This is a genomic window from Microbacterium invictum (assembly GCF_014197265.1).
Taxonomy (GTDB): Bacteria; Actinomycetota; Actinomycetes; order Actinomycetales; family Microbacteriaceae; genus Microbacterium; species Microbacterium invictum.
In genome coordinates, this window is the sequence record NZ_JACIFH010000001.1 from 698,140 (window position 1) to 713,590 (window position 15,451).

Below are 15,451 nucleotides of genomic sequence, written 5' to 3' on the forward strand. Positions count from 1 at the left end.
GACCATAGGAGGTCAATGTGTCTGAAACGATCACACCACGGCTCGTCAGCCTCGACGAACCGCTCGGCGGGGACAAGCGCGCCGTCATCCAGGCGCTGGCAGCGCGAGTGGCGGCCGAGGGCCGGGCCACCGACGCCGCCGTGCTCGCCGCCGATGCGTGGGCGCGCGAAGAGAAGGACGAGACGGGTCTGCCGGGCGGAATCGCCATTCCGCACGCGAAGAGCCCCGCAGTCACGCAGGCATCCCTCGCGTTCGCGCGACTGGATCCTCCCGTCGAGTTCGGCGCTCCGGACGGCGGCGCGGATCTCGTATTCCTCATCGCGGCCCCCGACACCGCCGCGGAGGAGCACCTCGCGGTGCTCTCGAAGCTCGCCCGCAGCCTGATGAGGGAAGAGTTCACGTCCGGTCTGCGCGCGGCGACGACCGATGAGGAAGTGGTGGCGATTGTCCGTGACGCGATCGGCGAGGGCGCTGCGCCGGCGCCCGAGCCGGTCGACGACGTGAAGCCGCAACGCGCAACCGGCACCGAGCTCACCGTCGACGGACGACCGGCACGCATCGTGGCGGTCACGTCCTGCGCCACCGGCATCGCCCACACCTTCATGGCCGCCGACGCGCTGACCGCCGCCGGTGCCGCTGCGGGCGTGGATCTCGCGGTCGAGCCGCAGGGATCGAGTGGATACCAGGCGCTTCCCATCGAGATCATCGAGCAGGCCGACGCGGTCATCTTCGCGACCGATGTCGACGTGCGCGAAGTACAGCGGTTCGCGGGCAAGCCCGTGATCCGCTCGGGCGTCAAGCGGGGGATCGAACAGCCCGCCCAGATGGTCGCGGAGGCTGTCGCTGCGGCCAACGATCCCGGTGCCGCACGCGTTGCCGCCGTCGGCGGCGCAGCGACCGCGACCGCTTCGACGGCGAACCTGTCGTGGGGCGCGCGTATCCAGCGCATCCTGCTCACCGGCGTGAGCTACATGATCCCATTCGTCGCCGGCGGCGGGCTGCTCATCGCGCTCGGATTCCTCTTGGGCGGCGTCGATGTCAACGCCGACGACAAGGCGTTCGAGATCATCATCGACAACGCCCTGTGGAGTCTTCCGGCCGGCGGCCTCGGCGAATACCTGGGCTCGGTCGCCTTCGTGATCGGCGCAACATCGATGGGGTTCCTCGTCGCCGCCCTGGCCGGCTACATCGCCTTCGCCATCGCCGACCGTCCGGGCATCGCCCCCGGCTTCGTCGCCGGAGCCATCGCCGTGACCATGAACGCCGGATTCATCGGCGGCATCCTCGGCGGCCTTCTGGCGGGATTCATCGCGTGGTGGCTGGGCAGCCGCACCGTCCCGCGCTGGCTGCGCGGCCTCATGCCGGTCGTGATCATCCCGCTGCTCGGGTCGATCGTGGCATCCGGTCTCATGATCCTGTTCCTCGGACGGCCGATCGCGGCGCTGATGACGGCCCTCACCGACGGGCTGACCGCGCTCACGGCCAGCAGCGCCGGCGTCGTCGCCGTCGGGGTGATCCTCGGCCTCATGATGTGCTTCGACCTCGGGGGACCGGTCAACAAGGTCGCCTACGTGTTCGCCACCACCGGGCTCGCCGCGGCATCGTCGACGAACACCGCGCCGTACTTGATCATGGCGGCGGTCATGTGCGCCGGCATGGTGCCGCCGCTGGCCATGGCGCTGGCCTCCACGGTGCTCGCGCGCGGGCTGTTCACCCCGGTGGAGCGGGAGAACGGCAAGGCCGCCTGGCTGCTGGGCGCGGCGTTCATCAGCGAGGGGGCGATCCCGTTCGCGGCCGCCGATCCGCTGCGCGTGATCCCCGCGTCGATGCTGGGCGGCGCCGTGACGGGCGCGTTGAGCATGGTGTTCGGCGTGACCAGCTTCGCGCCCCACGGCGGCATCTTCGTCCTGTTCGCCATCAGCCCCGTCTGGGGTTTCCTCGTGGCGCTGGTGGCCGGTACGGTCGTCTCAGCGCTCGCAATCGTCGTGCTGAAGAAGTACGTCGGTCGCAAAGAGCTCGAACAGGCCGAGGCGGCGTTCGCCGCGCCGGTCGCCGCGTAACCCGGAGGAGAGAGAGAAATGGCAGAACGCACCGCCACCGTCGCGAGCAGCTCAGGCTTGCACGCCCGTCCCGCAAAGCTGTTCGTCCAGGCGGTGCAGGCGACGGGCGTTCCCGTCACCATCGCCGTCGAAGGCGGTCCCGATCTGAACGCGGGGAGCATCCTCACCCTCATGGGTCTCGGCGCCACCCAGGGCACTGTCGTCACCCTCAAGGCGGAGGGCGAGGGAGCCGACGCGGCTCTGGAGAGCCTCGTCACGTTCCTCGAGACGGATCACGACGCCGAATAGTCGGGTGATCAGACGCTCTACCAGACGATGGATGCCGCGGTGCTCACGCCCGCGGCATCCATCGTCTCTTCGTGTCAGACGTCCGCGCTCTCGCCGGGGCCGAGGCTGAGGAACTCGCCGCCGTTCTGCTCGGTCGCCCACTGCAGACGCTGGCGGGCCATGCCCAGACCGATGCGCGACAGGGTCATGTCGTGGGTTCCGAAGGCGCGGCGGGGCGCCACTGCCAGGACGAAGTCCATCGCCTCGCCGATCTTGAGCCACGGCGCACCGACCGGTGCGGCGAGCAGCTTCACATCGGCGCCCTTCGGCACGGCGTAGGAGTCGCCCGGGTAGTAGAACTCGTCGTCGACGAGCACACCCACGTTCTCGATGACGGCGATCGACTCGTGGATCACCGCGTGCCGTCCGCCGTGGAACGACAGCGTGAAGGGGGCAACGGCCACGGTGTCGCCCGGCGCGACGACGGTGACGTCGTAGCCGGACGCCGCGGCCTCGACCCCCGATGGCCCGTAGATCGGCACGTCCGGGTAGGCCTTTCGGAGTCGATCGAGGTGATCGGGGGTCCAGTGGTCGGGGTGCTCGTGGGTGATCACGATGCCGACGAGATCATCCACTTCCTGGAGGGGGAGCGTGAAGCTGCCCGGGTCGATGACAAGGGTCTTGCCGGCACTCTCGAGACGGAGGCAGGCGTGTTCGTGCTTGGTGACGCGCATGCTTCCAGTCAAGGCCCCCGGGGCTGCAGAGGCAAGCGCGGGCTCGATTTTGTCGAGTGGTGCGGGGCATGGCATAATCGAACGGTTGCGTGAACGGCCCCATCGTATAGCGGCCTAGTACGCCGCCCTCTCACGGCGGTAACGCGGGTTCGAATCCCGCTGGGGTCACCAACGAAAACCCCCGGTTATCCGGGGGTTTTCGTCATTCTCGGAGGACGTCCATGTGGGCGATGTTCGGATCTGCCCACATTTTGCCCACGGATCCCAGAGTCGTTGCCTGCAGATGGTCGGCTGGAAACGCGGATTTCGGGGCGTCTTTGCAGGCTTTTGACCATCACTCCGTCTCGCCTTGAGGTCCCGAGGCGCAGCGATCGCACTCTGTCAGGCCGTGCTCGCCGGGGCGATGAGGCTCAAAGCGGGGTTTGTCTACTCGGTCTCAGCCACAGCGTAGAAGTCGCCGACAGTCGTCTGGAGAGCAGCCGCGTTGAGCGAGACCGCGACGGCATCGAGATCCTCCTCGAACAGGTCGGCGTACACGTCGAGGGTAACGCTGGCCTTGGCATGGCCGAGCATTCGCTGCACCGCTTTGACGTTCGCTCCGGCTGAGATCGCCAGAGACGCCGCCGTGTGGCGCAACTCGTGCGGAGTCAGGCCTGTCAACCCGATACTGGCAGCCGCGTCGTTGAACCAGCCGAGGCGAAAGACCGCGTTGCGCAACCACGTACCCGTGCGCTGACCGTAGAAGACCGGTGAGTGGGGGGACCGGCCGGCGATCTGGCGGGCGAGGTGCGGGCGGAGGAAAGCAGGAATGGGAATCGACCGGTGCTCGTAGTCCTTCGGCGCCTCCTCCCTCTGGTGGCCCTTCACCATGACGACCGTGGCCTCTACGTTGAGTCGGCTGCGTTCCAGGTCGACGTCCTTCACACGCAATCCCGACGCTTCGCCCCAACGGAGTCCGCAGTATGCCAGTACAAGCACGAGGATGTCGTAGCCCAGCTCGGCGCCGTTCGGTTGTCGGCCCACAGCTTGCGCGAGTGCTCCGACCTCGGCATGGCTGAGGTACCGCTTACGCTTCTGCACCGTCCTCGCCAGCCGCAGGGTCGCGGCGGGGTTATGAGACAGACGGCCATCCTCAACGGCGAGTTGAAGTGCGCCCGATAGCACGAGGACGATCTTGCGGACCGTGGCAGGTTCGCCAGGCAGCGTGGACGCCCATTGCTGCACCCCCAGTCGGGTCACGTCGCTGAGTGGCAGATGTCCAAGCTTCGGATTGACGTGCTTAGCGATGATCCCCTCGATGCGATCTCGGGTGGTCGCCCGCACGTCGGTGCGCGACGAGAGCCAGATTGCCATCCACTGCTCGACCGTGACGCGCGCCCTACCCGGATCGATGTAGCCGCCGCGAGCCTTGTCTAATTCGACTGACGCCAGAAAGAGTTCGGCCTCGCGCTTTGTTCGGAAGCCGCGCTTGTCCGTCTGGGTCTGGTCGGGCTTGCGGTATCGCACGCGGTACCGGCGGCCCTGCGCCGAATCGTATGGGGATATGCTGCCCATGCTCGAGAGTGTAGACAGGCCACCCGACATCGCCTCCGTCCGGAGTCAGGCCATCGTGGTGAGCGCGAGTCGCTGCGCGCGGGCGAGAATCGCGGGATTACGCGGATCCTCGGCCATCCTCTTTCATCTCACTGAGGACCTCGAAGGGAGACTCGATGTCTCCGCGCCACGCTTCGATGCCTTCACGGACGGCGAGGGCTGCGACGACGAGCGCGGCGACAGAGTCGGCCCACCACCATCCGAGAAGGCTGTTCAGAATCAGACCGATGAATACGGCGCCGGAGAGGTAGACACAGAGCAGTAGCTGCTTCGCGTCGGCGAGCACGCTCTTGGATCCGAGTTCTCGACCTGTGCGCGTTTCGTACCAGGCGAGCGCTGGCATCACCAGCAGGCTCAACGCGGTGATCCCGAGGCCGAGCGGACTGTGCTCGGGGGCGTCTCTCGAGACGAGGCTCAGGATCGCGTCGATGGTGACGTAGCCCGCGAGGGCGAAGAACGCGAGCCCGATCGCGCGAACCGTGGCCTTCTCCCACCGCTCCGGATCCTTCCGGGTGAACTGCCACGCCACCGCGACGGCCGAGAGCACTTCGACGACAGAGTCCAAACCGAACCCGATGAGAGCGGCAGAAGAGGCGAGCACACCCGCCCAGATCGCGATGACCGCCTCGAGCACGTTGTAGGTGATCGTGAAAGCGACGATGAACCGCACACGGCGATGCAGCCGCTCCCGTCGCTCAGGCGTGAGCGTCGTCACGGTGCGACCTCGCAGCAGCCGGGAACCGTGCAGGATGCGTCCACGCACGGCGCGCTCTCATCGACCGCCAGGGTGACATCCACGAGAGCGGTGAGCGCGACGGCCAGATGGCCATCAGCAATCTCGTAGCGAGTTTGACGCCCCTCGGGCTCGGCGATCACGATGCCGCAGTCGCGAAGGCAGGTGAGGTGGTTGGAGACATTAGACCGGGATAGTTCCAGTTCGCGAGCGAGTACAGCCGGATAGCTCGGGCCGCCGAGCAGGGTCATCAGAATCCGCGATCGTGTCGGGTCGGCCATTGCCCGTCCCAGTCGATTCATGACATCCAGGCGATTCGCGATAGTCAGCACTCGATGACTATACAGTGCTTGCTGTACCGACGGCGGATCTTCGCCAGGGGCCCAAACGAGCACACGCATGGCGCCCATCTCAGCCGCGAGGTTGCGCCGGTGACACAACCCCGCGGCCGTCGCTTATTGCGGGTTACCGTACCCCGGTGGAGTATGCAAGGCCCTTACTGTGCGCGTTGCGAGCGGCTTACGTTACCGGCGTTCAAACCCCTTCGAAAGGAGACGGCCATGACGGTCACCGAGGTCATGCTGCGCACCTACCCGAAGAGTCTCGGGAATGTTGATGAGAGGGCGCTGGCGCGTTGTATCGACGCGTGTGTGGAGTGCGCGCAGGCCTGCACTGCGTGCGCGGACGCTTGCTTGAGCGAGGAGATGGTCGCGGAGCTGACGAAGTGCATTCGCACCAATCTGGACTGCGCCGACCTGTGCGCGATCACGGCGCGTGTGCTGTCACGGCACACCGGGTACGACGCGAACATCACCCGAGCGGCCGTGGAAGCGTGCCGATCGGCATGTAGAGCATGCGCAGACGAGTGCGAGCGTCACGCAGACATGCACGAGCACTGCCGTGTGTGCGCGGAGTCATGCCGACGCTGCGAGCAGGCCTGTGAGGAACTGCTGCGCAGCCTGTAGAGAGTCAGATCGAGCAAAGAAAGGACGCCTCTGATGTCGAAAACCGATAACGATCAGCACACCTCAGATCACCAACACTCGGAAGACGACAAGCCCCGCACGTCGGCTGCGATGTACCTGCGATTCGCGGCGATGATCCTCACTGCCATGGTCGTCATGTACTGGGTCATGTTCGTCGGCTCATGGGAGTGGAGCCACATCCGGTTCAGTCAGAGCCGGGTGTTCATGACCGTCACCATGGGCGGCGCCATGGTGCTCGTGATGATCGCCTGGATGCTGAACATGTACAAGAACACCAAGGCGAACATCGCCATCGTCGGCGTCGGAATCCTCCTGATCGCCGGAGGCGTGTTTCTGGATCGCAGCCAGATCACCGTCGGCGACACCGCGTTCATGAATGGGATGATCCCGCACCACTCCCTCGCCATCACGCGGTCCGAGCGCGCACAGATACAAGACGTGCGCGTCTGCGAGCTGGCCGTCGAGATCATCGAGGCGCAGAAACGGGAGATCCTCCTGATGGACTGGCTTATCGACGACATTCAAACCAACGGGCCGGCAACCACTCCGGAAGAGGCGGCCTCGCGAGCCGCGCCAACCTTCTCGGGAGAAGCAGACCGAAGCTGCGCGAACGAGACCACCACCGAGTAGTTCTGGACTGTCCGCCGCCGGACGCGCGGAGCCTTCCCGCTGGCAGGCGAGCGTGAGACTTTCCTCGCCCCCCGCGCGCTGAGCGTGACAACGCCATCTATACCCTAGGGGGGTATAGTAGGGAGTCATGAACGGTTATGCGGGAAACAAAGATGATCTGCTGAAGCGGCTGAGCCGGGCTGAGGGGCAGGTGCGCGGCATCGCGCGAATGGTCGACAACGACAAGTACTGCATCGACATCCTCACCCAGGTGTCGGCGGCGACGAGCGCGCTGGAGACGGTCGCGTTGTCGCTGCTGGCGGATCATCTGTCCCACTGCGTCGCTGAGGCTGCAGCTGAAGGCGGCCCGGTAGCCGAAGAGAAGATCCGAGAAGCGAACGAGGCGATCGCTCGCCTTGTCCGCTCCTGACCCCTACCCCTGAACCGAAAGGACACACATCATGACCACGAACGAGCGCACCGACCTGGGCCTGACCGACTCCGCCGCCGGATGCAGCTGCTGCGCCACGGCATCCGTCCCCGACACGCAGCCCGCCGCATCCACGATCACCGAAGAGGTGCTGGTTGAGGGGATGACCTGCTCGCACTGCGTGATGAGCGTCACCGAGGAGATCTCCGCGATCGACGGTGTCGACAACGTCTCGGTCGACCTGAACGCCGGCGGCACCTCACGGGTCACGATCCACAGCGCCGCGCCGATCGATGCCGCACGCGTGCGAGCCGCGGTGGAGGAGGCGGGGTACGCCCTCGCCGGCACACCCGCATGAGCACCGTCGATGTGGACCTCGAGATCTCGGGGATGACCTGCGCATCCTGCGCGACCCGGATCGAGCGCAAGCTCAACAAGATCCCGGGTGTGGAGGCGACGGTCAATTACGCGACCGAGAAGGCGCGCGTGCACGCCGACGGGGTGGAGACGGCGCAGCTGATCGCGGCGGTCGAATCCGCCGGCTACTCCGCGACGCTTCCCGCCCCCGTCATCGATGAGTTCACAACGGCCGCAACACCCCCCGACGACGTCGAGCTGGTGTCCCTGCGACGCCGGCTGCTGATCAGCACGGCCCTGGCCGTGCCGGTCGCGCTCATGTCGATGATCCCGGTGCTGCAGTTCACCTACTGGCAGTGGCTCGCGCTGACCCTGACCGCGCCGGTCGCGGTGTGGGGCGCCTGGCCGTTCCACCGCGCAGCGTTCGTGAACGCCCGCCACGGCGCCGCCACGATGGACACCCTGATCAGCGTTGGCGTGATCGCCGCTTTCGGCTGGTCGTTGTACGCGCTGTTCTTCGGGATGGCGGGGATGCCGGGCATGCACATGACCTTCACCCTCTTCGGCAGCCCGGAAGCGGGAAGCGGGGAGATCTACCTGGAAGTCGCCGCCCTCGTCACGGTGTTCATCCTGGCCGGCCGGTACGCCGAAGCCCGGGCGAAGAAGTCCTCCTCCGAGGCGTTGCGCGCCCTGCTCGAACTCGGCGCCAAGGACGCCACGCGCCTCGTCGGCGGGGTGGAGCAGCGTGTTCCGGTCGCACAGCTTGCCGTCGGGGACCGGGTGCTGGTGCGCCCCGGCGAGAAGATCCCCTCGGACGGGCTCGTCGTCGACGGCGCCTCGGCGATCGACGCCAGCATGCTGACCGGCGAATCCGTGCCGGTCGAGGTCACCGTCGGATCCCGCGTCGTGGGCGCCACCGTGAACGTTGGCGGACGCCTGATCGTCGAGATCACGAGGGTCGGGGCGGACACGGAGCTGGCGCGGATGCAGCGGCTGATGGATGACGCTCAGACCGGCAAGGCGCGCGTGCAGCGTCTCGCCGACCGGGTCTCGGCCGTGTTCGTTCCGATCGTGATCCTCCTGGCCATCGTCGCTTTCGTCGGGTGGATGCTGGTCGGTGGGTCCGTCGAGGTCGCGTTCACTGCTGCGGTGGCGACGCTGATCATCGCGTGCCCGTGCGCGCTGGGCTTGGCCACTCCGACCGCGCTGCTGGTCGGCACCGGACGCGGGTCACAGCTGGGCATCCTCATTCGTGGGCCGCAGGTGCTTGAGCAGACCCGTCAGGTCGACACGATCGTGCTGGACAAGACCGGAACCATCACCCAGGGCGCGATGACCGTCACCACCGTCTCGGCGGCGCCCGGCGTTACCGATGACGAGTTGCTGCGGATCGCCGCCGGCGCGGAGTGGGGATCCGAACACCCCGTGGCGCGGGCCATCGCGAGCGCTCATGGTGGCGCGGCACCGGTGGCGGAGTCGTTCGCGTCGCACGCCGGGTTCGGCGTCCAGGCCGTTCTGGAAGGCTCGCTCGTCGTGGCTGGACGCCCGGAGTGGGTGCAGGACCAGTGGTCCGTTCATCTGCCGATCCGTTTCCGCGGTGAGGCTGAGGTGCTGGAGGCTGCTGGGGGCACGGTGATCGCGGTCGCCCGCGACGGGGACTTCCTCGGCATCGTCGCGGTCTCCGACACCGTCAAGCCCACCAGCGCGGACGCGATCGCCCGATTCCGCGCCCTGGGCCTGCGTCCCGTGCTGCTCACGGGCGACAACGCCGGCGCCGCCGAGCACATCGCGGGTCTGGTCGGCATCGATGAGGTTCGGGCTGGGGTCACCCCCGCAGGAAAGCTCGACGCCATCCGGCAGCTGCAATCCTCGGGGCGTGTGGTGGCCATGGTCGGCGACGGTGTGAACGATGCCGCCGCCCTCGCCGCGGCCGACCTCGGCATCGCGATGGGCGGCGGGACGGACGCCGCCATCGCCGCCAGCGACGTAACCATCGCCTCCGGCGATCTCCTGGTTGTCGCGGATGCGATCCGACTGTCGCGCCGGACGCTGGGCACCATCAAGGGCAACCTGTTCTGGGCGTTCGCGTACAACATCGCCGCGATCCCGATCGCGATGCTCGGCCTGCTCAACCCCCTGGTTGCCGCCGCAGCGATGGCCCTGTCGTCGGTGTTTGTGGTGACCAACAGCCTCCGCCTGCGACGGTTCCGCCCAGCGCCGGCGCCGACGGTACCGACCGCACCCGTGGCGCGGGAACCGCAGCACGTTTGAGACCTGGCGGCTGGCGGTTCCATGCCGGCCGCCAGGGACGATTACCCTGAAGGGGAGGAGGTGAGTTCTCGATGATCACTCTCGCGCAGCATCTGCGTCGCGGCCCTTCCGGGCTGGGTCACTCTGTGCTGTTGCTCATCGCCCTCACCGCCGCGCTCATCATCGGGCTGCTCGCCATGCACGCGCTGGCCGCCCCGACAGGCCACGCCGAGCCTGCCGCCGCCGTGTCCGTGCAGGAAGCCGGCGCCGCCCACGGCCACGATGCGCCACCGGCTGACGACGGTTGCCCCGACTGCGGTGGGCATGAAGCCATGCTCGCGATGGCGTGCGTCCTTGCCCTCCTGGTCGTATCGCTGCTTTTCCTCCTGCCCCGCGCTGGCGTCAGCTGGGGTGTCGTGTTCGGCCGCGCCGGACCCCTCATGGTCGCCGGCCGGGCAGCGCTGTCCCGACCACCCTCTCTTCTCGTTCTCTGCATCAGTCGTACGTGATGGCAGCTCGCTGACCCGTCAGGGCAGCCGAGCTTTCGCGCGCGATCACACCGATCGTGCGCGCCACACAGACGACTGAGGAGAACCACATGAAGAACCGTGCCGCGGCGACCGCCGCGATCACCCTGACCGCCCTGCTCGCCCTCGCCGGCTGCGCCGGCACCACCGGCAGCGGCGGGATGCCCAACATGCCCGGAATGGGCTCGTCGGCGTCTCCCGCTGCCGACGTGAACAACGCCGACATGCAGTTCACGATGATGATGATTCCCCATCACGAACAAGCCGTTGAGATGGCCGACATGATCCTCGGCAAGGACGGCATCGACGAGCGCGTCAGCACCCTGGCGGAGCAGATCAAGGCCGCCCAAGGCCCGGAGATCGAGCTGATGGAGTCCTGGCTCGATGACTGGGGCACCCCGATGGGGGACATGGGCGGCATGGACCACGGGATGATGTCCGACACCGACATGCAAGCCCTCGAGGACGCCAGTGGTGTGGAGGCGTCCCGCCTCTTCCTGGAGCAGATGATCGTCCACCATCAGGGCGCGATCGACATGGCGCAGACCGAGGTCGAGAACGGCCAGAACGCCGACGTGATCGCCCTCGCAGAGGCCATCATCGCCTCACAGACCACCGAGATCACCACGATGGAGGACATTCTCGCGACACTCTGACCCAGGGAGACCGCCACCATGAAGACACATACACGCACTCTCGCCGCTTTTGGCCTCGCCACCACGGTTGTCCTGACCGCCGCCGCATGCGCGGCTGTACCCGAGAATGAGACCTCGCTCGATCTCATCCCGCACGTCCACGACGTCGCTTTCGACCCGGACGGGGCGGTGTTGGTCGGCGCACACACCGGTGTCTACCGGGTCGACCCGACGACGGACGACACCTCCCTGGTCGGGAAGACCACCTTCGATGCGATGGGACTGACCGTCCACGCGGACACCATCCTCGCGTCCGGCCACCCTGACCCGGCCAACCAGGACCACACCTTCACTGCCCCCAACGTGGGCCTGGTCCGCTACAGCGACGCCGGCTGGGAACAGGTGTCGCTGGCAGGCGTCACCGACTTCCACCTTCTCGCCGCCACCCCCGCCGCCCCCGACTTCCTCCTCGGGCTTCCGTCCGACCGGGCGGTCCTCGCGGCGAGCAGTGATGCCGGGCAGACCTGGGAGGACCTTGGCCCGCTGACGGCACGTGACATCAGCATCGACCCGATGAAAGCCGATGTGGTCACTGCCACCACTCCGGAGGGTCTGGTGGTCAGCCGCGACGGCGGCATCACCTTCACCGCGGTCGCCAACGCCCCGGCGCTTCTGGTGATCACGGCCGACCCGACAGCGGAGGAGGGCATCATCGGGGTCGATGCGGACGGCACGATCTGGACCGGAAGCACGACCGAGGGGGCCGTCTGGAAGACCGCCGGGCACGCCACCGGCGCCGCTTCGGCAATCGCGGCCAGCTTCGACGGAGCTGTCGCCATCGCTGACGAGGGCGGAGTGCGCATAACCACCGACGCCGGAAACACCTGGCGGACTGTCATCAGGACGGACGCTTCACAATGAACCCGACGTCCGCCGATCACCGAGAAGAGAAGACCATGAGCAACGCGACGCGAACCGTGGTGTTGGAAGTCGAGGGGTTGTCCTGGGCGTCCTCCAAGGCCACGGTCGAGGCCACCCTGCTGCGGCAGGCGGGTGTCACTGATGTCGAGGCGAACCCGGTCTCCCAGACCGCGAACGTGACCTTCAACCCGGAGCTGACCTCACAGGATCAGCTGCGGCAGTGGATCATCGAGTGCGGCTACCACTGCGCCGGGCAGTCCGTCCCCGAGCACATCTGCGATCCCGCCGACGACCCCACCCGGCCGGCGCACACCGACCACCGCCCGCCCCTGACCGAACCACACGTGCCGGCGCCCGGCGATGCACGGCCCCTGGGCCCGGCGAGCCCGGCTCACGATCACGCCGCGATGACCAGCCCCGCACCTGTAGGCGGCGAGACCCCCGCGAGCCAGGGCCCACACCAAGCTCCGGATCACGGCGGCCACGAGATGGCCGACCGCAGCATGCAGGATGTGATGGGGCACGGCGGAAGCCACGCGGGAATGTCCATGGCGTCGATGATCCGCGATATGCGCAACCGTTTCATCGTGGCCGCCGTGCTGTCCGTGCCGATCATCTTGTGGTCCCCGATCGGCCGGGAGGTGCTGGGGTTCACCGTTCCCGCACCGTTCGGGCTGCGCGATGACGTTTTCTCGCTGATCCTCTCGCTGCCGGTGATCTTCTACTCCGCCTGGATCTTCTTCGATGGTGCTTTCCGCGCGCTCCGAGCCCGGACCCTGGACATGATGGTGCTGGTCGCGGTCGGTGTCGGCACCGGCTGGCTGTACAGCGTGGCGGTCACCCTCACCGGCGGCGGTGAAGTGTTCTATGAGGCAGCCACCGTGCTTGCCGCCTTCGTTCTGCTCGGCCACTGGGTGGAGATGCGCGCCCGCGGCGGGGCGAACGACGCGATTCGCACCCTGCTCGAGCTCGCCCCTCCCCGCGCCGTCGTGCTCCGCGACGGCGAAGAGGTCGAGGTGCCCACCGCCGACGTCGTCCCCGGCGATCTCATGCTGGTGCGACCCGGCGCGAAGATCCCGACCGACGGCACCGTCGAAGAAGGCGACTCGGAGATCGACGAATCGATGGTGACCGGAGAGAGCCTGCCGGTCCTCAAGACGCCCGGCTCCGAGGTGATCGGGGCCACCGTCAACACCACCGGGACCCTCCGGGTGCGGGCCACCAAGGTCGGCGCCGACACCGCCCTCGCGCAGATCGTCGCCCTCGTTCAGGAAGCGCAGAACTCCAAGGCCCCCGGGCAACGCCTCGCCGACCGTGCCGCGTTCTGGCTGGTCCTGGTCGCCCTGATCGGCGGCACGGTCACCTTCCTGGCCTGGTGGCTCACCGGCGCGCCGGTGCCCACGGCGATCCTGTTCGCCATCACCGTCGTGGTGATCACCTGCCCCGACGCGCTCGGCCTGGCCACACCGACTGCGATCATGGTCGGCACCGGACTCGGCGCCAAACGCGGCGTGCTGTTCAAGAACGCCAGCGCCCTGGAATCCGCTGCCCATATCGATATGGTCGTCCTCGACAAGACCGGCACTCTGACCAAGGGCGAACCCGAAGTCACGGACTACCTGCCGATCGGCATGAACGACATCGAACTGCTCTCCCTCGCGGCCGCAGCGGAACGCGAATCTGAGCATCCGCTCGCCAGGGCGGTCGTCGCCTACGCCGACGCCCGCAACATCCCCCGACGCACCGCCAGCGCATTCCGGAACGTGACCGGGCTCGGCGCGGTCGCCACCGTCGACGGCCACCGCGTGGTGATGGGCAACACCCGTTTGATGGCCGACGAGGGCATCGACATCAGCCCCATCGAGGCAGCCCTCCACGGACTGGCCTCCACCGGCCGCACCGCCATCGCATTCGCGGTGGACGGCGAGGCAGCGGGGGTGATCGCGCTGGCGGACGCGCCGCGAGAAACCGCCGCCGCAGCGGTCACGGCCCTGCACGAGGCTGGCATCGAGGTCGTCATGCTCACCGGCGACAACGAACCCACGGCAAAGCGGATCGCTTCCCTGTTGGGCATCGACACCGTGATCGCCGAAGTCCTCCCCGAGGACAAGTCCGCACGGATCGCCGAGCTGCAATGCGCGGGCAAGAAGGTTGCCATGGTCGGCGACGGCGTGAACGACGCCCCCGCCCTCGCTCAAGCAGACCTGGGCATCGCCATCGGCGCAGGAACCGATGTGGCCATCGAGACTGCTGATGTCGTTCTGATGCGCTCCGACCCGCTCGACGTCGCGATCGCGCTGCGGATCGGAAAAGGCACCGTTCGCAAGATGCGACAGAACCTCGGCTGGGCCATCGGCTACAACGCCGTTGCCCTCCCGATCGCCGCCGGCGTGTTCGTCTCCTCGCTGGGGATCATGCTCAGCCCGGAGATCGCCGCCATCTCCATGTCCGGCTCCAGCGTCATCGTCGCCGTCAACGCGCTCCTGCTCAAGAGGCTGCGCCTGCCCTCACCTCCCGCTCCCGCTCCCGCTCCCGCTCCCGCAGCATCCTGACGGTCCCCTGCCTGACCCCAACCCGAGGAGAATCCCATGACACACCACACCGACGACACGACCGACAACACAGTATTAGTCACTGACCCGGTCTGCGGAATGCTGATCGACCCCGCCACAGCCGCCACAACCCGAGAGCACGGCGGCACCACGTTCTACTTCTGCTCAATCGGATGCGCCAAGGCTTTCGACGCCGATCCCCACCGATACGGACACCCGTGAGCTATCGCCGAGACCGAGGAACCGTCCACCGTCAGGCTGGCTGGGAGCTCGTGTCCGGATGGTGCCTGAAACGCTGTTTTCGTTAGCATCCATCGCGAAGAGGCCGCACACGCGCCTCGCATGTCTTTACGTCGATCACCCACGACACGCGGTTTCGGAGCCGTCGACTTGGCAATCATCAATGTCCCCGGGAAGGTTCATGAGAAGTATGCCGTGCTTTGCACCGCGGGACGTTCGACCTATAGGGACGCTCAAGCTTCAGCGCAAGCTGGAGTCACGGATCGGCCAGGCAGGCGGATAGAAGGGCGGTCAGCTCATGATGTACGGAAACGGCTTCGGGTGGGGCTGGATGTGGTTCGGCGGCGTGATGTTGCTGCTCATCTTGGCGGCAGTCATCATCTTGATCGTCCGCACCGCAGCTTCAGGTTCGTCTCCGCGTGGGGGACAGGTTCCGTCGGCGCCGAACACAGCGCGTCAGATCGCCGAGGAACGCCTTGCGCGCGGCGAGATCACCCCAGACGAATTTCGACAGGTCGTGCGGGCGCTCGAAGAACGCACCTGAGCACGGTCCCGTC

General features: G+C 67.2%; 17 protein-coding genes and 1 tRNA gene. 14 read left to right on the forward strand and 4 right to left on the reverse strand.

Going from position 1 to position 15,451, the window contains the following annotated elements:
- Positions 1 to 17: 17 nt before the first annotated feature.
- Entirely contained in the window at positions 18 to 2,060 is a 2,043-nt protein-coding gene (locus tag BKA10_RS03395; RefSeq protein ID WP_183498600.1) for a PTS fructose transporter subunit IIABC, read from the forward strand.
- Between the two features lie 18 nt (positions 2,061 to 2,078).
- Entirely contained in the window at positions 2,079 to 2,348 is a 270-nt protein-coding gene (locus BKA10_RS03400) for an HPr family phosphocarrier protein (protein ID WP_183498601.1), read from the forward strand.
- A gap of 74 nt (positions 2,349 to 2,422) precedes the next feature.
- Here the strand turns inward: BKA10_RS03400 and BKA10_RS03405 are convergent, their stop codons facing one another.
- Positions 2,423 to 3,061 carry an MBL fold metallo-hydrolase gene (locus BKA10_RS03405; protein WP_183498602.1) on the reverse strand — a complete coding sequence of 213 codons (639 nt, stop codon included), beginning with the start codon at positions 3,059 to 3,061 and terminating at the stop codon, positions 2,423 to 2,425.
- A 95-nt stretch (positions 3,062 to 3,156) separates the two neighbouring features.
- Between BKA10_RS03405 and BKA10_RS03410 the strand changes: the two genes are divergently transcribed.
- Positions 3,157 to 3,232 (forward strand) — tRNA-Glu (locus tag BKA10_RS03410).
- A gap of 255 nt (positions 3,233 to 3,487) precedes the next feature.
- Here BKA10_RS03410 and BKA10_RS03415 read toward each other — a convergent pair.
- The 3 genes from BKA10_RS03415 to cmtR all read right to left on the reverse strand — a co-directional run bounded on the left by BKA10_RS03415 (position 3,488) and on the right by cmtR (position 5,719).
- The gene (locus BKA10_RS03415) at positions 3,488 to 4,615 is read right to left on the reverse strand and encodes a site-specific integrase (RefSeq protein WP_028495383.1); all 1,128 of its coding nucleotides are present in this window, start codon (positions 4,613 to 4,615) and stop codon (positions 3,488 to 3,490) included.
- Positions 4,616 to 4,712: 97 nt separating this feature from the next.
- The gene (locus tag BKA10_RS03420; RefSeq protein ID WP_373695451.1) at positions 4,713 to 5,417 is read right to left on the reverse strand and encodes a cation diffusion facilitator family transporter; all 705 of its coding nucleotides are present in this window, start codon (positions 5,415 to 5,417) and stop codon (positions 4,713 to 4,715) included.
- Positions 5,366 to 5,719, reverse strand: coding sequence for a Cd(II)/Pb(II)-sensing metalloregulatory transcriptional regulator CmtR (gene cmtR, locus BKA10_RS03425; RefSeq protein WP_183498603.1), 354 nt, complete (start codon positions 5,717 to 5,719; stop codon positions 5,366 to 5,368). Before cmtR ends, BKA10_RS03420 begins: the two co-directional genes overlap by 52 nt.
- 228 nt (positions 5,720 to 5,947) lie before the next feature.
- Here cmtR and BKA10_RS03430 point away from each other — a divergent pair, with 228 nt between their 5' ends.
- From BKA10_RS03430 to BKA10_RS03480, 11 genes are all read left to right on the forward strand, one after another.
- The gene (locus tag BKA10_RS03430) at positions 5,948 to 6,352 is read left to right on the forward strand and encodes a four-helix bundle copper-binding protein (RefSeq protein WP_183498604.1); all 405 of its coding nucleotides are present in this window, start codon (positions 5,948 to 5,950) and stop codon (positions 6,350 to 6,352) included.
- A 33-nt stretch (positions 6,353 to 6,385) separates the two neighbouring features.
- A complete protein-coding gene (locus tag BKA10_RS03435) occupies positions 6,386 to 7,003 on the forward strand; it encodes a DUF305 domain-containing protein (RefSeq protein ID WP_206686734.1) in 618 nt (205 codons plus the stop codon).
- Between the two features lie 127 nt (positions 7,004 to 7,130).
- Entirely contained in the window at positions 7,131 to 7,412 is a 282-nt protein-coding gene (locus BKA10_RS03440) for a metal-sensitive transcriptional regulator (RefSeq protein WP_028495388.1), read from the forward strand.
- Between the two features lie 31 nt (positions 7,413 to 7,443).
- Positions 7,444 to 7,770: a heavy-metal-associated domain-containing protein gene (locus BKA10_RS03445; RefSeq protein WP_183498605.1), complete on the forward strand. Its 327-nt coding sequence runs from the start codon at positions 7,444 to 7,446 to the stop codon at positions 7,768 to 7,770.
- Entirely contained in the window at positions 7,767 to 10,040 is a 2,274-nt protein-coding gene (locus BKA10_RS03450; protein ID WP_183498606.1) for a heavy metal translocating P-type ATPase, read from the forward strand. The genes BKA10_RS03445 and BKA10_RS03450 overlap by 4 nt, the downstream gene beginning before the upstream one ends.
- Positions 10,041 to 10,111: 71 nt before the next feature.
- Positions 10,112 to 10,528, forward strand: coding sequence for a DUF6153 family protein (locus BKA10_RS03455; RefSeq protein WP_206686735.1), 417 nt, complete (start codon positions 10,112 to 10,114; stop codon positions 10,526 to 10,528).
- Positions 10,529 to 10,617: 89 nt separating this feature from the next.
- The gene (locus tag BKA10_RS03460) at positions 10,618 to 11,202 is read left to right on the forward strand and encodes a DUF305 domain-containing protein (RefSeq protein WP_183498607.1); all 585 of its coding nucleotides are present in this window, start codon (positions 10,618 to 10,620) and stop codon (positions 11,200 to 11,202) included.
- An 18-nt stretch (positions 11,203 to 11,220) separates the two neighbouring features.
- Positions 11,221 to 12,102: a WD40/YVTN/BNR-like repeat-containing protein gene (locus tag BKA10_RS03465; protein WP_183498608.1), complete on the forward strand. Its 882-nt coding sequence runs from the start codon at positions 11,221 to 11,223 to the stop codon at positions 12,100 to 12,102.
- A gap of 35 nt (positions 12,103 to 12,137) precedes the next feature.
- The gene (locus tag BKA10_RS03470; protein ID WP_183498609.1) at positions 12,138 to 14,654 is read left to right on the forward strand and encodes a heavy metal translocating P-type ATPase; all 2,517 of its coding nucleotides are present in this window, start codon (positions 12,138 to 12,140) and stop codon (positions 14,652 to 14,654) included.
- A gap of 36 nt (positions 14,655 to 14,690) precedes the next feature.
- Positions 14,691 to 14,876, forward strand: coding sequence for a YHS domain-containing protein (locus BKA10_RS03475; protein ID WP_081782656.1), 186 nt, complete (start codon positions 14,691 to 14,693; stop codon positions 14,874 to 14,876).
- Positions 14,877 to 15,192: 316 nt separating this feature from the next.
- Positions 15,193 to 15,438 (forward strand): SHOCT domain-containing protein, encoded by a 246-nt coding sequence (locus BKA10_RS03480; RefSeq protein ID WP_183498610.1) that lies wholly within the window; start codon positions 15,193 to 15,195, stop codon positions 15,436 to 15,438.
- The last annotated feature ends 13 nt before the right edge of the window (positions 15,439 to 15,451 follow it).